Genomic DNA, 20,814 nt, shown 5'->3' with positions numbered 1-20,814 from the left:
TTAAATTTTTAGCATTATGAAAAACCGAATAACACTTTTTCTTTTTGCCATCCTTTTTGGATTCGGCACGTTAGCCAATGCCCAGATAGCAGTGCAGGCTGACACTCTTTATACAATGGAAGGCGATAAAATTGTAAATGGAGTGGTGCTCATCAATAATGACAAAATTGAGGCTGTTGGTTCAGCTTCTGAAGTAGATATCCCATCTGCTTATGAAACCCATCAAGCATCTGTTGTAACCCCGGGATTGGTAGATGCCCACAGCGTTGTAGGCCTGGCCGGTATCTATAACCGTGATGATGACCAAAACCAGTTGGAAACCTCCAGCCCCATCCAACCACAATTACGAGCTTTTGATGCCTACAATGCACGTGAAGAACTCGTCAAGTTTGTGCTTAATAAAGGAGTAACAACAACCCATACCGGCCATGGCCCGGGAGCACTGGCAAGCGGGCAAACGATGATTGCCAAAACGCCCTATAATACCGTTGACGAAGCATTGGTGGAATCGGCTACGACCGTAGCCTTTACATTAGGCCCTTCGGTTGAACGCAATTTTAGCAGTCCCGGTACCGATGCAAAAGGGATTGCGATGCTCCGTCAAAAGTTTATTGATGCTCAAGATTATCTTGAAAAACGCAATGCTGACGATCCCGAGAAACGTCCATCCAAAAACCTTGAAATGGAAGCACTGGCAGATGTTCTTGAAGGCGAACTTAAAGCATTGATTACCGCCCAGCGTTCTACTGATATCATGAACGCCCTGCGACTTCAAGAAGAGTTTGGCTTTGATCTTATTCTTGATGGTGCTGCAGAAGCATATCAGCTGATCGATGAAATTAAAAAAGCCGATGTGCCGGTTATTATTCATCCTACGATGGTCCGTACGTATGGGGCAACACAAAATGCCAGCTTCACCACGGCCTCTAAACTTGCTGAAGCCGATATCCCTTTTGCTTTTCAAAGCGGATTTGAGGGCTACGTACCCAAAACGAGAATCATTCTCTATGAAGCAGCCATTGCTACCGCCTACGGTTTAGATCGCGAAAGAGCTCTATATGCCCTTACCAAAGCACCGTCCGAAATTCTGGGTATCGATAACCGGGTAGGCTCATTGGCTGAGGGTAAAGATGCCGATCTTGTACTTTTTGATGGCGATCCCCTGGAATACACAACGCATATTAGTTCAGTAATTGTGGATGGAAAAGTCGTAAAGGAAAAGGAATAGAGATATCTCAATCCCTCAGGAGTTAAAACTATTGAATCTTTTATGTAGACTCTGAATTGTTGTAAAATCCTGAGGGTCTTAAATCCTATTTTTAATTATTCAGATAAGCTTCGCAGATTGTTCTGCGGAGCTTTTCTTTTGTTGGCTCATTCGTAAAAGCGTGATCAATAGCCTCCAAATTAGCATCCAAAAATCGCTCCTTATCCCAATCAAAAACCTGTTCCAACAATTGGTATTCGCTATCCAACGTCACATCTGAAATCGTTCTCGTATCAGTATTTACGCTCAGCGAGATACCATTATTAGAAAGTGTATTTATAGAATGATCTTCAATCGTTTCAAAAACATTCGTTTGTACATTACTTGTAGGACAAACTTCCAAATGGATATCGTGCTCGTTTAAATATTCCATTAGCTCCGGGTCCTCGACACTCCGCACACCGTGACCAATGCGCGACGGCTTAAACTGCTCCAGGGTTTCCCACACACTTTCTGCCCCACAAGCTTCTCCGGCATGAGCGGTGCAATTTAATCCCTTTGCATTTGCATACTCAAACGCCGAAACGTGTTCATCAATCGGGAATCCTGCCTCATCAGCAGCAATATCAAATCCCACTACCCTGCTGGAATCAGCAAATTCCTCAACCAGTTGTACCGTACGCATACTTTGCTCCTCCGAATAGTGACGGAGCGTACACAATATTATCCCCCCTTCAATACCAGTAGTTTCCACCTGCTCTTCTACCGCCTCATTAACAGTATTTACAACTTGTTCTGCAGTAAGATCTTCTTGTATATGTAAAAGTGGTGCAAAACGAATTTCAACATAGATAATGTTATCCGCTTCAAGCTGATTAAAGAGATCCCCAACAACAAGCCGCAAAGATTCTTCATCCTGCATTAAGGAAACAGCATTTTCTGATCGTCGAATATAATCTGCCAGATCGCGACATTTATCGGGAGCAACAAAGCGGCTACGGTACTCTTCCCTGCTTATTTTGGAATTAAGTTGCTGAACAACATCAAAACTGAGTGAACAGTCCAGATGTAGATGGAGCTCCACTTTAGGAAGGGCTGAAAAATCCATAGTGCGAAATTTGTTGTAAATTAAAATAGCTCTCCGAAAATCGGGATTTTAACGGAGAGCACAAATCAAAATTCTAAATTCATATATAACATTTGCCATGATCAACATTTCTATGTGGTAGTTGGGTTCCTTATTTTAGCAAACCATTTTTGAAGTAATGCACTCGACTCTACCTATTATCAATGACGTATCTTTCTACTGAAAATCTATCCAAAAACTTTGGCCATAAAGTTCTTTTTGAAGAACTTACATTTGGAATATCCCAAGGTGATAAAACAGCCCTTATCGCCGAAAACGGCACCGGAAAATCTACTTTACTAAAAATATTGGCCGGCAAAGAAACGCCTGATGAGGGTAAAGTGATGATCCAAAACGATGTAAGTATCGGTTTTCTTGAGCAAGACCCCGATCTGGATAAAGAACTGTCGATCCGCGACTATATTTCGCAAAGCAACAATAAGATGGTACGCCTCATTCAAGAATATGAGCGCGCCGTTGAAGCCCAAGCCAATAATTACAATGAAAAAACGCAGCAAGCGTTTGATAAGGCAGCCTCTAAAATGGATGCAGCCAACGCCTGGGATTACGAGCAGCGCATGGAACAGATCTTGGGCAAATTGAACATCCATGATCTTGATCAATCCATTGATACTCTTTCCGGTGGACAGCGAAAGCGGGTGGCTCTGGCTTTTGTTCTACTTGACGACCCCGATATGCTCATTTTGGATGAGCCTACCAACCACCTTGATATTGAGATGATTGAGTGGCTCGAGGATTATCTCAAATCCACCAACAAAACACTGCTGATGGTTACGCACGACCGCTATTTCCTGGATCGGGTTTGCGATCATATCATTGAGCTGGAAAACGGCAAATTGTACCATCACCAAGGCAACTATCAGTACTTTTTGCAGAAACGCGCCGAGCGACGTGAAATTGAGCGAAAACGCGCCCATAAAGCCAACCAGCTATACAAGCAAGAACTGGAATGGATGCGTCGATCGCCCAAAGCCCGGACCACCAAATCAAAATCACGTATTGATGACTTCAAGGAACTCGAAGATGAACTCAACACAGGGCCCGAGGATCCCGAATTACGCCTGCAAATGGATATGCAACGGATGGGAGGCAAAATTCTGGAACTACTAAATGTATCCAAAAGTTACGGCGACGAGCAGATCCTTGACAGTTTTTACTACGATTTTCAGAAAGGCGAACGCATCGGCATCATCGGAGAAAATGGTGTAGGTAAAAGTACCTTTTTGAAAATACTGACCGGTGAAGAAGAACCTGATTCTGGCAAGCGTCGTGTGGGCGAAACCATCGCCTTTGGACATTACCGGCAGGAAGGACTCAATTTTGATGAGGAGCAACGTGTTATTGACATCATCGAAAGTGTTCGAAAAGTAGTTGAGCTGGCCGATGGCTCAAAGATTTCAGCCTCCCAATTTTTGAAGCACTTTATGTTTACGTCCGAGATGCAATATACACCGGTTGAAAACCTCAGCGGAGGTGAAAAACGTCGGCTTAGCCTCATGATGGTACTGCTCGAAAATCCCAACTTTCTGATCCTTGACGAACCAACCAACGACCTCGACCTGCTTACACTTAATAAACTCGAAGAATTTTTAATGGGATTTGGTGGCTGCCTGATCATCGTTTCGCACGATCGCTTTTTTATGGATAAGCTGGTGGAACACTACCTTGTTTTTGAGGGGGAAGGCAAAATTCACGATCATCATGGCACTTACGAAGAGTACCGTGAGCTAAAAAAAGAACAAGAAACCAAAGAACGTACTAAAGAGACACCTGAGGCTACTAAATCTCCAAATGGTCAGAAAAAATCGGATAACAGTTATGATGAACGCTTAAGCTACAACGAGCGAAGAGAGTACAAAAAGCTGGGAAATAAAATAGATAAGCTTGAAAAACAGAAGGAAAAACTTGGAGCCGAAATTAACAGTGGTGAGCTTGATCACGAGGAACTTCGAGAAAAATCCGATGAATATGCTGCCCTGGAACAGCAGATTGAAGAATATACCGAACGCTGGTTTGAATTAGCCGAGCGAGCGTAGATAAACTGCCATCAAAATGAAAAGTTAACCCTGAGAGCTACACTATTGGACCCGGCCGATGGGGTGATTTCAAAACGTTTTGATTGAATATTTAAATGTTTTTTCGATAAATAGTAACCCATCGAAAAACCGATAGCTGCTCCAGCAGTCACATCACTTAGCCAGTGACGCCCTTTTGCGACACGGGCAATAGCCGTCCCAACAGGTATGGCCATCATCGAATAAGTAAAAACGTTGGGATAGTAAATAACCCAAGGCGTTACCAAAGCAAAGGCCGTAGCCGTATGCCCCGAAGGCAAAGAAGTATGGCCAAGCTCTGCAAATTCCATCTCGTAGGGGCCTTCATTTGTGTGGGGACGCTTTCGGGCAAACAAAAACTTACCGGCATTAACAGTAAGATTGGTCATCACCAATGACTGCAGAGACGTAAACGCTACATCCTGAAATTTTGAATTTTTAGTCAGTAATGACGCCCCAAAAATTCCAGCCGAAACAGAGACCGCCAATGGCCATTCGCCCCATCGATTTGTAAAATTCAAGACTGGCGACCCTTTATATTGATCTTGAATATTAGTACTCAAGGGACCGTCACTCAACGAAATGGCAGCTATCCCCAATCCCACAGAGGTCCCTCTTAATACTTCCCTCGATCCAATATTGGAAAACATATCAACAGGATCGTTTACCGTCCAGCGTAAAAAGCGATGGGCATCCTGCTGACAATAGGCACACTGAATACCTACCAGCAAACAGAGAAAAGCCGTAAATACTATAGTTCTTCTGTTATACATTATTTCTATATAGCAATAAACACATAAAAAACAAACACTTATAAATGATATTATGATTAAAAAAATACCTGCAACAGACAGCTAAATCTTTGTATCATTATTTTCTTTAAAAGAACTGATACACTATGGCTCAACAACTACCCATTGACGGGACTTTAGATTTGCACACCTTTGATCCCAATGAACTGGGATCTCTTATTCCCGCATATATCAAAGAATGTCTGAAAAAAGAAATTTATGAGATCCGTATCATCCACGGTAAGGGAACGGGTAACTTGCGTCGTTCAGTACATGCTCTTTTAGATCGAAATAAGCATGTGATCTCCTACTCCCTGGCAAATGACCGCAGCGGATGGGGTGCGACGGTTGCTACTTTAAAAACTGAAACCGAATAGTAAGTGTAATGCTCATTCAGGTTCAAATATGGTGAGTTGCCTTAGCAATATTAAATTGGTAACCTGAGCAAGGTTAAATTTTTTATAGTGATACATCAAAACGTATTTAATGAGCATTGCCCAAAGCATTTCAAACTTTTTTGAAGAGTATTATCCGCATAATGATGAGGGACTTGAGGAACTATCCTCAGCTTTTACGTCAAGAGTAATTCCGAAAGGTACCACTATTCTCAGAGAATCAACCACCGACGATAAACTTCGTTTTTTGAACAGAGGAACCATAAGGGAATACTATCTAAGCGGTGTCAAAGAAGTGAACATCAACTTTTATCTACATCAGCAATTTATAACTGATTTATCATCATTTATAAACGCTACCAAAACAAAGAAAAACCAAGAAAGCCTGTCAGAAATTGAGGTTTTTGAACTTGATCGGGAACCGTTTCTACGATTGCTGGAGAAATATGAGTGTGCCCAGGATCTTATAGACCAATTTTTTCAAAAGTTGTTATCATCCCGCGAAAAGTTTGAATATAACCGTATGACCAAAACTCCTGAAGAACTTTATACTGAACTTCGCATTTACAAGCCTGAATGGCTACAGAAAATTCCTCAGTACCATATTGCTTCCTACTTGGGCATTACTCCTGAAACATTAAGCAGGATACGAAGTCGCATTTCTTGATCTGCATCAATGACATTCATTCTCTTCCTCTTTTTCTTAGGAAAGAATGTTAATCAACGATTATATCATGCAGATACATCATATCCGAAATGCGACCATGGTTATAGAAACGGCTGACAAAGTATTCTTGGTTGATCCTATGCTTGGCCCTAAAGGCAACCTTCCCCCCTTTACCCTGTTCAGGTTTAAGCCACGGAAAAATCCGATTATTCCTCTTCCCGAAAATACTGATGCCCGGCTGCAAAAAGTCACGCATTGCATCATCACCCACCAACATCCGGATCATCTTGATGACGAAGGACGGCATTTTCTGAGAGAAAAGAACGTGCCCATTATATGCAGCGTAAAGGATCAAAAATCACTCAAAAAAGAAGGGCTTAATGTAACCCAAACGCTGAATTATTGGGAAACGCTTAATTTCAGCGGCATCAAAATAACAGGCATACCAGCACAACACGGCTATGGATTTGTCACCAAATTAATGGGAAATGTAATGGGATTCTATCTTGAAATTCCTGATACGCCTTCTATCTATTTGAGTTCAGATACCGTCTACACAGATGCGGTTCATAAAGTCTTGACGGAACTTAAACCGGATATCAGCGTTGCGGCATGTGGAGCAGCACAATTTGACATCTTCAAACCACTGCTTATGGATATGAATGATATGCTAACCTTCTTCACCAATGCTCCCGGAAAAGTAATTGCCAATCACCTGGAAGCGGTGAATCACTGTCCTACCACTCGTGAGCAATTAAGAGAAAAACTACGTACTCATAATCTTCGGGACAAAGTATTTATTCCTGAGGATGGAGAAACGATAACATGGAATGCATAATTAGCAGCTAAACCATTCTTTCCTCAAAAAATCATCTATTGCTATTTAACTCCGCCAATGGTAGTTGAAAGCTTTTTCGCTCATCATTTAACTACCTAATATTTATTCATATCCTGCGAATGCTTGCAAATTTGGGGTGATATTTATATCAATACGAAGATCTCCAATTTTTACAACCTTAATTATTATAGGTTGTAAGAGAACTTCAGAACATCAGTTAAAAACTGAAAATAAGGGAATTCATTATGCCAAAAAGAAATAAAATTATCTATTGGGCCACCACCGGCTTTCTTGCATTAGGTATGACGGCTGGCGGCGTACAGCAACTGTTACAAATAGGTGGCTATGTCGAAATTATTACGGGATTAGGTTATCCCCTATACTTTATGTCTATCCTTGGAGCATGGAAAATTTTGGGAGTTATAGCCGTACTTACCCCTAAATTTCCATTAGTAAAAGAATGGGCGTATGCTGGATTTTTCTTCGCAATGTCCGGAGCAGCAATTTCACATATCTCTGCAGGTCAACCCTTTACTGAGGCAATTCCTTCGTTGGTATTACTAATCATAACGGTGGCATCATGGTATTTTAGGCCTCCGGATAGAAAAATCACTTCCACTAATCAATAGATAAACATCATGAGTCGTCATAAAAAGGAGTTGTCATCAAAACAGCAAGAAAGCCTACTCAAAACTTTAAAACAACGTTTTGAGGACAACATGGACCGACATGCTAATCTTAAATGGCAGGACATTCAGGCAAGGCTGGAAGCCGAAGAGTCGGCAAAAAAATTATGGTCGCTCCATGAAATGGAACAAACTGGTGGGGAACCTGATGTGGTCGATTATGATAAAAAAACGAGTGAATATATATTTTTTGACTGTTCAGCAGAAAGCCCAAAAGGTCGCAGAAGTGTTTGTTATGACCGTGAAGGACTGGAATCACGAAAAAAACACAAACCAGAAGATAATGCCATTGATATGGCAAAAGACATGGGCATTGATCTCTTGACAGAAAAACAGTATCGGGCGTTGCAACAACTTGGAGAGTTCGATACAAAAACATCCAGCTGGATAAAAACGCCTGCTGATATCAGAGAGCTGGGGGGAGCCCTCTTCTGTGATCGCCGCTACAACCATGTTTTCGTATATCACAATGGAGCGCAATCATATTATGCCTCCCGGGGATTTCGTGGCGTCCTGAGAATCTGAATTTCACAGTAATTTAAATAGTGAGTACATTGCTATCACCGAGAAATAATAAATTCTGTCAACTCCATTACAAATCTTGATAAAATGAATAAACACGAATCCATAAATTATGTCGAACTCCCTTCGAATGATTTATCTGTTACAAAAGACTTTTACAAAAAGGTTTTCGAATGGAGTTTTGAAGATTATGGGTCAGAATATACAGCCTTTGTAGATCCTGGTTTAGAAGGTGGCTTTTTCAAATCTTCAAAACATTCCACCACAGAAAATGGAGCTGCTCTAATTGTATTTTACAGCACTAATCTGGAAGCCACGCAAGCTAAAATCGAAGAAGCTGGTGGAAAAATCATAAAACCAATATTTTCATTCCCAGGTGGCCGTAGATTTCATTTTTCCGATCCAAGTGGTAATGAGTTGGCGGTTTGGTCAGACCAATAATCTTTGCCCCAATATTATTAGGGATATAGTTTAAACAGTTTCTCCTTATATCAAACAACAATTTCCACTCTACGAATTTTCTGTATATTCAACGAGTAATTACCCAATCAAGATAATCAACTTGTAGGCCCATGAAATCAATACAATTATTATTAATAATACTGGTCGGCAGTCTTATGCTGGCGGCTTGCGAATCATCCAATCAAGAAGATACAATGAGTGATAACCCTCTATTTTCGAAAAGTACCCTTCCCTTTGAAGCACCCGATTTTGATGCCATTAATGAAGAGCACTACCGTCCTGCTTTTGAAGCAGGCATGAAACAGGAGCTGCAAGAAATGGAAGAGATTGCCTCCAATTCCGAAAAGCCCACATTTGAAAACACCATTGTAGCGATGGAAAAAAGTGGACGACTGCTCCAACGCACAAGTTCGGTTTTCTACAATCTTACCTCGGCACATACCAACGACAAGATTCAGGAAATTCAATCTGAAATGGCTCCCAAGCTGGCAGCCCATTCAGACGATATCCTGCTCAATGCCGACCTATACGAACGCGTTAAAACGCTTTATGATAAACGTGATGAACTTGATTTAGACGAAGCATCACTGAAATTGCTGGAAGATACACACCGCGAATTTGTCCGCGCCGGTGCTCAGCTTACTGAGGATGAAAAAAGCCGCATGCGCGAAATTAATGAACGCATGTCATCACTGACAACAGAGTTTCAGGAAAATTTATTAGCACTAACCAAAGAACGTGCTGTTCTTGTCGACAGTAAAGAAGAACTGGACGGACTGAGTGACGACCGCATTGCTGCGGCCAAAGAAGCAGCTGCTGAAAGAGACCACGATGACAAATATTTGCTAACCATCACCAATACCACTCGCGTTCCTATCCTCAAAAACTTGAATAACCGTGATCTGCGAGAACGGGTATGGAAAGCATCAGCTTATCGCGGTATTGGAGAAGACGGTGGTATTGATAACCGTCCCATTATTTTAGAGCTAACTAAATTGCGCGCTGAAAAAGCAAATTTGCTGGGATATGATAACTATGCTGCTTACAAACTCGATCCCCAAACAGCTAAAACGCCCGATACTGCTTTGGATATGCTTAAGGACCTCATTCCTCCTGTCTTAAATAATACTGAGGCCGAAGCCAACGCTATTGAAGAAATGATGCGTAAAGATGGGATTGAAGGTGATGTAAAACCGTGGGATTGGAACTATTATGCCGAAAAAGTCCGTCAAGCCGAATATAATATCGATGAATCTGAAGTACGCCCTTATTTTGAACTTGATCGCGTACTTAAGGACGGCGTTTTCTTTACAATGAACAAGTTGTTCGGTGTCACTTTTGAAGAACGCCACGACCTGCCGGTTTATCATGAGGACGTTCGTACCTTTGATGTGTACGACGAAAACGGGGAACAAATTGGGCTGTTTTATGCGGATTATTTTGAGCGTGATTCTAAACGTGGTGGTGCATGGATGAACTCTTATGTTTCGCAATCACATCTGCTGGATAAAAAGCCCGTGATTGTTAACGTGATGAATATTCCCCCACCCGCCGAAGGAGAACCGGCACTTATCAGTTTCGATAATGTAACGACCATGTTCCACGAAATGGGTCATGCCGTGCATGGACTCTTTTCGGATGTAAAATACCCTTCACAATCGGGTACCTCTGTGCCACGAGACTTTGTTGAGTTTCCATCCACTTTTGAAGAAGACTGGGCTATCCAACCCGAAGTGCTCGAAAACTATGCCATCCATTACGAAACCGGTGAACAGATTCCCCAAGAATTGCTCGATAAAGTGATCGAAGCCAGTAATTTCAATCAGGGCTTCGATACCCAGGAATATCTTGCTGCCACTATGCTGGATATGGAATGGCACTTAGTTGAAAAGGATAATCTTCCTGAAGATGTACAAGCATTCGAACAACAGGCACTGGCTAAATACAATCTCGACCAGGAAGCCATTCCCCCGAGATATAAATCTCCCTATTTCGCACATATCTTTTCAGGTGGATATTCAGCCAATTATTACGCCTATATTTGGAGCGAAGTTCTGGCAGCCGACGCTTTTGCTTATATGATGGAAGAAGGCGGTCTTGAAAAAGAAAATGGCGACCGTTTCCGTGAATATATTCTATCCCAAGGCGGAAGTAACGAAGCGATGGAGCTATATGAAGAATTTCGCGGACAGGAACCGGACGTAAAACATCTGCTGGAACGCCGTGGCCTCAATACTGAGAATTAACATTCTCTCTTGATTATAAAACTTTAAAAGGCGCCGTAACATTGTTGCGGCGCCTTTTTATTGATAGTAGTTTTTACAATTCTACAAAACAAACCCAAGTATAAATATTATGGTTAATTGCTTGGCATGTTGGTCCAAGGGGCAGATCTATAGCAAAAGACAATGACTCAGACACGATGAAAGAAACTGGACGTGCAATTGAAGACCGCATGAAGGAAAATATGAACCGTACTCAAGGGATTCCTTACCGATCAATTTCTTCAATTTTCAATCAATTCAGAAACCTGTAAATAGCTAATTATACATAGTCCTATACTTTGCCAAATCTTTGGGTAATTCTATGCTCCAATATTTTTACCCTGCTAAAAATGGCAAATCCATTCCTACAATTGATAGAATTGGGTATAAAATGCTTTTCTCATATAAAGAACTAAACCCAATAATAGAGTTGATGTTTATGAATTAAATTATTTATAGTTAAAGTAACTTTAACTAATTCCATAGACATGCAAAAAAAACTCACCTCACTCCTCATTTTTATTTTCTTAGTGCTTGGCGGATTACCGTTGGTAGCACAGGACAGTGAAATAAGTATATCAGAAGCTAATTACAGCGGACTCGAACTCCGTAATATTGGTCCTGCCCTTACTTCCGGGCGCATTGCCGATATCGATATTCACCCCAATGATGCAGACACATGGTATGTAGCAGTCGGCTCCGGCGGTGTCTGGAAAACCACAAATGCAGGCACTACCTGGAACCCAATTTTCGATAACCAATCATCCTATTCTATTGGAGCAGTGACCATCGATCCCAACAACCCAAATACCATTTGGGTGGGGTCTGGTGAAAATGTAGGGGGTCGCCATGTTGGATATGGGGACGGCGTCTATAGAAGTACCGACGGCGGTGAAAGCTGGGAGAATATGGGACTCGTAAACTCTGAGCATATTTCGAAGGTCATAGTGCATCCCAAAAATTCTGATGTTATCTGGGTTGCTGCACAAGGTCCGCTTTGGGAGAAAGGGGGTGACAGGGGTTTGTACAAATCCACCGATGGCGGTGAAAGCTGGAATAAAGTACTTGGCAATGACGAATGGATTGGGGTGACCGACATAGTAATAGACCCACGTAATCCAGATCAACTATATGCCGCAACCTGGCAACGACATCGTACGGCGGCAGCCTACATGGGCGGCGGACCCGGTACGGGAATTTTTCGTAGTAACGACGGAGGAGAAAGTTGGCAAGAGTTAGAAAATGGACTTCCAAGCTCAAACATGGGTAAAATTGGCTTGGCGATTTCTCCCCAAAAACCTGATATCGTGTACGCTGCTGTAACGCTTGATCGGACAACAGGCGGAGTTTTTAAATCCGAAGATCGCGGCGCTTCCTGGAAGAAAATGTCGAATACCGTGGCCGGAGGAACGGGCCCACATTATTATCAAGAACTCTATGCATCACCTCACCACTTTGGTACTATTTATTTAATGGATGTAACTACGGAAGTATCCAATGATCATGGCAAAACATTTCGCGACTTACAGGAAGGTTCCAAGCACTCCGACAACCATGCTATGGCCTTCCGCAAAGATAATCCCGACTATCTTTTGTTAGGATCGGATGGCGGCCTTTATGAAAGTTATGACCTGGCTGAAACCTGGAACTTCATCAATAACATGCCCATTACCCAATTCTACAAGGTAGCCGTGGATAATGCGAAACCTTTTTACAATGTATACGGGGGTACACAAGATAACGGTTCACAAACCGGCCCCTCACGTACTGATAATGAAGACGGTATTCGCAATGCCGATTGGTATAAAACGCTATTTGCTGATGGCCATGATACGGCAACTGAACCAGGTAATCCTAATATCTTTTACGCCGAGACTCAACAGGGTGGCCTGCATCGAATTGATCGTACCACCGGCGACCAAGTATTCATTCAGCCACAGGCCGGTAAGGACGAGGAGTCAGAACGCTTTAATTGGGATTCGCCTATAGAAGTAAGTCCACACAGCCCTACAAAGTTACTTTTCGCTTCACAGCGAGTATGGATTTCAGAAAATCGGGGAAACAGTTGGACTGCTATCTCAGGAGATCTGACCCTGGATCAAAACCGTCTGGAGTTGCCCATTATGGGTAAGCAACGCAGTTGGGACAATCCCTGGGATATGAAGGCCATGTCTAATTACAATACGATAACTTCGCTGGCCGAATCACCACAGCAAGAAGGATTGATCTATGCCGGCACCGACGACGGCCGCATTCAAGTTACCGAAACCGGTGGTAAGAACTGGCGCGAAATTGAGCTTTCCGATATCGACGGCGTGCCCGACAAAGCATTTATTAATGACATTAAAGCCGATCGCTTTGATGCTAACACCGTTTATGTTGCGATGGATGATCACAAAAACGGTGACCTTTCCCCTTATTTAATTAAAAGCACCGATCGAGGTGAAAGCTGGTCTGTAATCAGTGATGATCTACCAGACAGACACTTAGTCTGGCGCGTAATTCAGGATCATGAAAAACAAGATCTGCTTTTCGCCGGTACCGAATTCGGCGTTTTCTTTACCGTGGATGGTGGCAATAATTGGCAAAAATTAAATGGCGGTGTTCCAACTATTGCTTTCCGCGATCTGGAGATTCAACGTGATCATGACGATTTAGTAGGGGCAACATTTGGGCGCGGGTTCTATATCCTTGATAATTACAATCCGTTGCGAGAAATTGACAACCAAACGTTGAATCAAGAAGCCAAACTTTTTACGCCACGCGAAACCTTTTGGTATGTTGAAAACAGCGTTGTGGGATCGATGGGTGACGATTACTTTAAAGCAGAAAATCCTCCTTTCGGCACCGTGTTCACTTATTATCTCAAAGACAATTATAAATCGCTTAAAGCTCAGCGACAGGAACGTGAACGAGAGCTGGATGAAGATGAGGACGTATCTTTTCCTGGATGGGAAAACTTGGAAGCCGAGATGCGTGAAGAGGAACCCAAAGTTATCATTACCATAAAAAATGAAAGCGATAATGTAGTGAACAGAATTGAAGGGCCCACTTCTGAAGGATTCCATCGTGTTAACTGGGAGCTGAACTATCCGTCGAAAGACGTTGTAGAAATGGAAGAGTCCAGTGGTGGTTACTTTAACGATGGATTTATGGCAACACCCGGTACGTATACAGCTACTCTCTCTAAAATTGTCCGAGGTGAAGTCACCCAACTGTCCGAACCCGTTACCTTTGATGTAGTGCCCCTACGAGACGGAGCACTCGATGGCGCATCCAAAGAAGAAATTACGGAGTTCCGGGAAAATCTTGAACACTTCCAGCAAGATCTCACACAAACCACAAATACGCTTCAAAATCAACTCCAAAAAGTTCGTGCCTTGCGTCGTGCACTTTCTCGTGCAGACGAGGAGGCTCCAGATTTAGTTTCGAAACTGAACGATGCACGACTGAAGCTACAAGAACTTAACGAACGCATAAATGGTAGTGAAGCCAAGCAAGAGGTTGGTCAGCTTAATGATGAAACATCACCCCGCTCCCGGTTATTTGTAGGATACCGTGCACTTAACACAACTTACGGCCCTACACAAATGCATCACGAAGCATTGAAAACGGGTAAAGAAGAGTTGTCAGCATTTCAAAAAGATCTGACTGATTTCACCGAAAATGTAATGCCCAAACTCGAAAAAGCTGTTCAAAATGCCGGAGCACCTCCAATAAAGGACAGCTAATAATCACACATTCATATTTATTTTAAAGGGATGCTTTGGGCATCCCTTTATTTTTTTAGAAGCATCTAAACCTTAAGATCAAAAGAATAAATTGACTGAAACATCAATTGCTACACTTTCGTAAAGCCATTGGTAACATATAAATTTTCAACTTTTAAAAATTATGTCATTGGTATTAGCACTTATTTGATTTATAATAAATTTATTATCGAAATCTTTATTTTTATAGAACATCACTTTCCCTGCAACTAAAATTTAACGGCTTAATGTATTTACGAATACTTGGGGCAGCACTGATTATGTTGAGTGCTGTAGCTTGCCAATCCACGAAAGAAACAACAAGTAAATCAGAATCCTCTGTATCGCAAGATACCTCAGAACTTGAAGAACTATACTGGCAACGTATCGATGAAAAAAAATCCTCTTTTACTGAGGCTGATGTAAAATTTATGACGGGCATGATTGCTCACCATGCCCAAGCCCTTGTTATGTCACGGCTGGCGCCTAAAAATGGAGCAAGTCCTGCCGTTCAGCGGCTTGCATCCCGGATCATTAATGCCCAGCAAGATGAAATTGCTACTATGCAGCAATGGCTTAAAGATCGAGATCAGCCAGTTCCTCAGATTGAGATCGATGGTCTTAACCTGATGATTGAAATTAATGGCGAACCCTATACCATGTATAAAAAGATGCGGGGCGTTCTTTCCGACCAACAGATTGAGGAGTTGGCTGCTGCAAAAAATTCTACATTTGATAAACTTTTTCTCAAATACATGATTGAGCATCATTCCGGAGCGGTATATATGGTCGAAAACCTGTTTAGTAAAGATGGAGCAGCACAAGACCGTGCAGCGTTCCGTCTCGCATCCGATATTCAGGTAGACCAACGCACCGAAATTGATCGGATGCAACAAATGCTCGATCAGCTTACCAAATCAGGATAAGAATAAACATTAACTTTACTTCTAACTTAAATCAGCTTTATGAACTCTTACTACAACCGTATACGTTCTGCTGTGAGTATAGACGGGATGAGTAAGCACTGGCTGGGGCTATTATTTATGATCGCTCTATTCGGTACTTACGCCTGTTCAACCTCTTCAACAGCAACCGACAATCAATCAGATCAATCGACCGAGACATCCGAGATCAAATCATTGGATGAGATATCTCCTCCTAATCCGGATCCCCGTGTAGGACTCCAAGCTGGGCTCTTTGATGCTGAGGAAGCGATCTGGAATCTTAATATGCTTTCCCATACCCCTCCGCCCGAAGATTTTGTTGGATCAACCAACTCCGACTTGGCTTTTAAAGGAAACTACGCCATTCAGGGAAATTACAATGGTTTTATGGTTTGGGATATCAGTAACCCTGCTTCTCCAAATCTTGTAGTCGACTTTCTCTGTCCGGCATCACAAAGTGACGTTTCCGTTTATGGTAACCTGCTTTTTGTCTCCGGTGAAGGTTTAGGAGGACGTCTTGATTGCGGTACAGAAGGAGTCAATAAACAAGCAAGTAAAGAACGACTGCGTGGAATTCGCATTTTTGATATCAGTGATATCGAAAACCCAGAATACGTTTCGAATGTGCAGACCTGCCGCGGATCGCATACCCACTCGGTGCTTGACGATCCCAATGACGACGAAAATGTCTACGTTTATGTTTCAGGATCTGCTCCCGTTCGTCCCGAGGAAGAACTTCCAGGATGTTCTGATGCTCCCCCATCCGAAGACCCCAATTCTGCCCTTTTCCGTATCGAGGTCATTCAGGTTCCGTTGGATAATCCCGAGGATGCAAAAATTGTGAACTCTCCTCGCATTTTCGAAAACCTGACTGAAGCTCCAACACACGGCATGTCTCCTGCAGATATGGAACAAATCCGTAAAGCTGAAGAGGAAGGAGCATTCGTTGCTGAAGTATTCGGCCAAAAACGAATTATTCCTGATCGTTATGTTCAACAAATGCTTGCTCAAGTTGTAAAACAACGTGGTGGTGAAGGCGAACCAACGGCACAAGACAGTGCCATGCTTCGTGAGAATATTGGACAAATGATTGAGGAACGCTTTGGTGGAAATGATGACGACGGAGAGGAAAACCTAATGGAGAACCGTGGTCCCAACCAATGTCATGATATCACACTTTATCCTGAAATCGGATTAGCTGGTGGCGCTTGTGAAGGATATGGTCTGCTACTTGATATTACCGATCCCGCCAGTCCTCAACGCGTTGATGCGGTAGCTGATTCGAACTTTGCCTACTGGCACTCAGCCACATTCAACAATGAAGGCGACAAAGTGTTGTTTACTGATGAGTGGGGCGGTGGCGGACAACCTAAGTGCCGCGAAAAAGATCCTATGGAATGGGGCGCCAATGCCATCTTTACCATTAGCGATGACAATAAGATGGACTTCCAAAGTTATTTTAAAATGCCTGCGCCACAAACTCCTCAGGAAAACTGTGTGGCACATAACGGTTCCTTGATTCCGGTGCCTGACCGTGATATTATGGTCCAATCATGGTACCAAGGCGGTATCTCCATTTTCGACTGGACGGATCCTAACAACCCCGTTGAAATCGCATACCACGACCGTGGACCCGTTGACTCTACCCGTATGCAGATGGGCGGAAGCTGGTCGGTTTACTGGTACAATGGCAAGATTGTGAACTCAGAAATTGCGCGTGGACTCGATATCTTTGAGCTTAAGCCAAGTCCTTATCTCACTAAAAACGAGATTGCCGCTGCCAATACTGTTACGTTTGAGCAATTAAATCCACAGGGACAGCCCAAGTATGATTGGCCTGCCACTTTTGCCCTTGCCAAGGCTTACATTGACCAATTGGAGCGTAGAAATGGACTTTCAATGGATCAGCTAACATCGGCCAGAGAACAAATTGCCAACGCTGAAAATGCTTCTGGTTCTAATCAGTCAAAAATCCTTTCTGGATTGGCGACAGAGCTTGACAGACAAGCCAGTAGCTCCAGCCAAACAGCAAAAGTCAATAAGCTGGTAGATACCCTACAGAAATTGGCTGAATAAAAGGATTCCCGCTTTTTAGACGGTAATCTTTTGATAGATTTTTAGGCTCTCATTGGATATTTATTATCCGGTGAGAGTCTTTCTTTTTTAGCTGATTTTTTTCATTCCTTTCTCTATCCTTTGGCATAGCAATTTCATCCCAAATCTTACTACATGAATACCTATTCACGACAGTCATTACAAAACGCACTCCAAAACCAAGTCCGGCGTTTACAACACAAAATAAAATCCCTTGATCAACTAAGCGGGCGACTCTCGATGGGTCGGCTTGCAGGATTTATAGGAGGACTTGCCTTGGTTTATACAGCTGGACAATGGGGACCGGAATGGCTGTTTTGGGTTACACTTTTACTTTTCATTGTAGGATTTAGTCAGCTGGCCCGCTTTCACAAAAAGGTAGAACAACACCAAGAAGAATTTGAAATTTGGAAAGCCATCCGTCAAAAACATATTGCACGACAAACACTGGACTGGCCTCAGATTCCAGAACGTTCTCCTTCTAAAAATTACGAAAAACATCCCTTTGCTAACGACCTCGACATTATTGGCAAACACTCCCTGTTGCAACTTATGGATACCTCAACCTACCAGGGAAGTACTGATAAGCTCACAGAATATTTGTTGGAGCGTAAACCCAATCCCCAAAAAACAAAAGATCGTCAGGCCATTATTAAAGAGCTAACCAATCTGCCGCAATTTCGGGACCGACTGCACCTGCTGGCCGAGCTAAATGGTAAGCAAGAACTTGATAACGACTGGGATCTTGATCAGCTGTTGGCCTATCTGCATAAATCAGAAGTCGTCAACTATATCCTGCCTCTTGCCGTACTCGGTACTCTTGCCGGGGTAAACATTGTTTTACTGGTATTATATTTAATGGGCATGATGGCTCCTTATGTAATTATTACTTTCGTGGCTTATTTGGTGATCTACAACTTTAACAGCGAAAAAATATCTGGCCTTTATACCGAAGCTCACCAAATTGAGAAACAGCTTAGCAAATTTAACGGGGTCCTTCATTTCCTGGAAACCTATAACTACGATTCTAAAGAAAAGCTCAAAGCTTTTTGTAGTCCCTTTTGGAGCAGCGACTATTCACCCTCAAAATATGTGAAGGGAATTATTCGAATTGCCGGAGCCGCCTCATCGCAACAGAGCGAAATTGTGTGGGTACTACTTAATTTTTTGGTCCCCTGGGATCTGTACTTTGCGCAAAAATTGAGTCGCTATAAAAAAGAGTTAGCACCAAAACTGGATGAATGGCTCACTCATTTCTATCAGCTTGAGGCCTTCAGTTCAATGGCTAACTTCGGTTGGTTACATCCGGAGTACCAGTTTTCAATTCCTGATAAAAAATCTGATAACCCGTTTACTGCCAAAAGATTGGGACACCCTCTCATTCCTCATGATGAAAAAGTAACCAATGACATTTCAATTGATGAGAAAGGTGACATCCTGCTAATTACTGGTTCTAACATGGCGGGGAAAAGTACTTTCTTGCGAACGATGGGAATCAATCTGTCACTCTGCTTTGCTGGTGCCCCCGTTAATGCTTCATCGTTTCAAATTATTCCGTTTCGTATTTACAGCAGCATCAACGTCACTGACTCGCTGGACGATGGGCTTTCTCACTTTTACGCTGAGGTCAAACGCCTGCGCGGCTTACTTGAACTGCTCAACGATAATCATGAGACACCGGTGTTCTTTCTGGTCGATGAGATATATCGGGGTACGAACAATCGGGAACGCCTGCAAGGCAGTGAGGCTTTCTTAAAAAATGTAGCCGGTAAAAACGGTGTGGGATTAGTTTCCACGCATGACCTGGAGTTGGCTCAATTGGAAGAATCAATTCCTGAATTAAGTAACTGGCACTTTGCCGAAACCATTGAAGGCAACAAGATGAGATTTGAATATAAGTTAAAACCCGGCCCCTGTCCTTCTACCAATGCGCTCAAAATTATGGAGATGGAAGGATTACCAACTTGATCTTTTATAATCAGGAATTGAAAATTCTGAATTAGTTAGTACCTGTTATGAACTTATTTGAAGAAATTGAACAGGCGTACAAGCGTATCAAAAATGATGTGTACCAAACACCCCTGTTATATTCCAACTGGTTAAGTGATCACTGCAACGGAGATGTATATCTAAAGCTGGAAAGCGAACAAATTACCGGGTCGTTTAAAGCACGAGGCAGCCTTAATAAACTCAAGTGGATTCAAGAACAAAATATTAACGCATTACCCGTTACCGCATCCACCGGAAATCACGGACTGGGTTTTGCCCGCGCGTGCGACTTATTGGGAATTAAGGGGAAGGTTTTTCTGCCGCATAATGCCGTTACCTCTAAAGTAAAGGCTATTCGGGCATTTGATATAGAAATCGAATTCCACGGGGATGATCCCTATACAACAGAAATGTATGCTCGTAAAACTGCTGACAAACAGGGATGGATCTACATATCTCCTTATAACGATACACAGATCATTGCGGGTCAGGGAACCATCGGCATAGAAATGCTCTCCCATATATCCCCTCCTGATAATTTACTGGCTACTGTGGGCGGCGGTGGGCTTATCTCGGGCATTGGCAGCTATCTAAAAAAGCAATCTCCTGATACCAAAATTATCGGATGTCAGCCTGAAAACTCACCGGAAATGAGTGTGAGTGTACAATCCGGAGAATACAAAGAAGTAGAATCGAAGCCAACGCTTTCGGACGGCTCGGCCGGGGGATTTGAACGAGACTCCATCACCTTTGACCTGTGCAAAAAACTGGTGGATGATTTTATTTTAATTTCTGAAGACGAAATTGCCGGGGCAATTCGTTCTATGATCAAGCACCACAGCAAGTTAGTAGAGGGATCGGCGGGCGTTGCCATTGCCAGTTTATTAAAACATCCCGAACGTTTTGCCGATCAAACCACGATTATCGTTGTTTGTGGGGCCAACATTTCGGAAGATAAATTGCAATCCGTTTTATGTGAGTAATATATAATCCAAATAAAGATAT

The 20,814-nt window shown here is 42.7% G+C and carries 16 protein-coding genes; 14 read left to right on the top strand and 2 right to left on the bottom strand.

Annotated features, from left to right (window positions below):
• Window positions 1–16 precede the first annotated feature (16 nt).
• On the top strand, window positions 17–1,228 hold the full coding sequence (locus tag AAFH98_RS09375; RefSeq protein ID WP_342522442.1) for an amidohydrolase family protein: 1,212 nt from the start codon (window positions 17–19) through the stop codon (window positions 1,226–1,228).
• 91 nt (window positions 1,229–1,319) lie between these two features.
• Here the strand turns inward: AAFH98_RS09375 and add are convergent, their stop codons facing one another.
• Window positions 1,320–2,315 carry an adenosine deaminase gene (gene add, locus AAFH98_RS09370; protein ID WP_342522441.1) on the bottom strand — a complete coding sequence of 332 codons (996 nt, stop codon included), beginning with the start codon at window positions 2,313–2,315 and terminating at the stop codon, window positions 1,320–1,322.
• Window positions 2,316–2,497: 182 nt separating this feature from the next.
• Here add and AAFH98_RS09365 point away from each other — a divergent pair, with 182 nt between their 5' ends.
• Complete coding sequence (locus AAFH98_RS09365; RefSeq protein WP_342522440.1) at window positions 2,498–4,390, top strand: ABC-F family ATP-binding cassette domain-containing protein; 1,893 nt, start codon at window positions 2,498–2,500, stop codon at window positions 4,388–4,390.
• An 11-nt stretch (window positions 4,391–4,401) separates the two neighbouring features.
• On the opposite strand, the gene AAFH98_RS09360 is transcribed toward AAFH98_RS09365, so the two are convergent.
• Window positions 4,402–5,181, bottom strand: a complete 780-nt coding sequence (locus tag AAFH98_RS09360; protein WP_342522439.1) for a phosphatase PAP2 family protein — start codon at window positions 5,179–5,181, stop codon at window positions 4,402–4,404.
• Between the two features lie 125 nt (window positions 5,182–5,306).
• Here AAFH98_RS09360 and AAFH98_RS09355 point away from each other — a divergent pair, with 125 nt between their 5' ends.
• The 12 genes from AAFH98_RS09355 to AAFH98_RS09300 all read left to right on the top strand — a co-directional run bounded on the left by AAFH98_RS09355 (window position 5,307) and on the right by AAFH98_RS09300 (window position 20,792).
• Window positions 5,307–5,576, top strand: a complete 270-nt coding sequence (locus tag AAFH98_RS09355; protein WP_342522438.1) for a Smr/MutS family protein — start codon at window positions 5,307–5,309, stop codon at window positions 5,574–5,576.
• Between the two features lie 109 nt (window positions 5,577–5,685).
• Window positions 5,686–6,261, top strand: coding sequence for a Crp/Fnr family transcriptional regulator (locus AAFH98_RS09350; RefSeq protein WP_342522437.1), 576 nt, complete (start codon window positions 5,686–5,688; stop codon window positions 6,259–6,261).
• A 67-nt stretch (window positions 6,262–6,328) separates the two neighbouring features.
• On the top strand, window positions 6,329–7,099 hold the full coding sequence (locus tag AAFH98_RS09345) for an MBL fold metallo-hydrolase (RefSeq protein ID WP_342522436.1): 771 nt from the start codon (window positions 6,329–6,331) through the stop codon (window positions 7,097–7,099).
• A 245-nt stretch (window positions 7,100–7,344) separates the two neighbouring features.
• Complete coding sequence (locus AAFH98_RS09340) at window positions 7,345–7,728, top strand: DoxX family protein (RefSeq protein WP_342522435.1); 384 nt, start codon at window positions 7,345–7,347, stop codon at window positions 7,726–7,728.
• 9 nt (window positions 7,729–7,737) lie between these two features.
• The gene (locus tag AAFH98_RS09335) at window positions 7,738–8,310 is read left to right on the top strand and encodes a DUF4256 domain-containing protein (protein WP_342522434.1); all 573 of its coding nucleotides are present in this window, start codon (window positions 7,738–7,740) and stop codon (window positions 8,308–8,310) included.
• An 84-nt stretch (window positions 8,311–8,394) separates the two neighbouring features.
• The gene (locus AAFH98_RS09330; RefSeq protein WP_342522433.1) at window positions 8,395–8,748 is read left to right on the top strand and encodes a VOC family protein; all 354 of its coding nucleotides are present in this window, start codon (window positions 8,395–8,397) and stop codon (window positions 8,746–8,748) included.
• A 131-nt stretch (window positions 8,749–8,879) separates the two neighbouring features.
• Entirely contained in the window at window positions 8,880–11,015 is a 2,136-nt protein-coding gene (locus AAFH98_RS09325) for a M3 family metallopeptidase (protein ID WP_342522432.1), read from the top strand.
• 506 nt (window positions 11,016–11,521) lie between these two features.
• Complete coding sequence (locus AAFH98_RS09320) at window positions 11,522–14,764, top strand: VPS10 domain-containing protein (protein ID WP_342522431.1); 3,243 nt, start codon at window positions 11,522–11,524, stop codon at window positions 14,762–14,764.
• A 266-nt stretch (window positions 14,765–15,030) separates the two neighbouring features.
• The gene (locus AAFH98_RS09315) at window positions 15,031–15,708 is read left to right on the top strand and encodes a DUF305 domain-containing protein (protein ID WP_342522430.1); all 678 of its coding nucleotides are present in this window, start codon (window positions 15,031–15,033) and stop codon (window positions 15,706–15,708) included.
• Window positions 15,709–15,780: 72 nt separating this feature from the next.
• Window positions 15,781–17,802: an LVIVD repeat-containing protein gene (locus tag AAFH98_RS09310; protein WP_342522429.1), complete on the top strand. Its 2,022-nt coding sequence runs from the start codon at window positions 15,781–15,783 to the stop codon at window positions 17,800–17,802.
• 153 nt (window positions 17,803–17,955) lie between these two features.
• On the top strand, window positions 17,956–19,788 hold the full coding sequence (locus AAFH98_RS09305; protein WP_342522428.1) for a MutS family DNA mismatch repair protein: 1,833 nt from the start codon (window positions 17,956–17,958) through the stop codon (window positions 19,786–19,788).
• Window positions 19,789–19,835: 47 nt separating this feature from the next.
• The gene (locus tag AAFH98_RS09300) at window positions 19,836–20,792 is read left to right on the top strand and encodes a threonine/serine dehydratase (RefSeq protein ID WP_342522427.1); all 957 of its coding nucleotides are present in this window, start codon (window positions 19,836–19,838) and stop codon (window positions 20,790–20,792) included.
• Window positions 20,793–20,814: the final 22 nt, after the last annotated feature.

The organism is Fodinibius sp. Rm-B-1B1-1 (genome assembly GCF_038594945.1).
Taxonomy (GTDB): domain Bacteria; phylum Bacteroidota; class Rhodothermia; order Balneolales; family Balneolaceae; genus Fodinibius; species Fodinibius alkaliphilus.
Note: the sequence above shows the minus strand (reverse complement) of the source record. Positions and strands in the feature narration are given on the sequence as shown.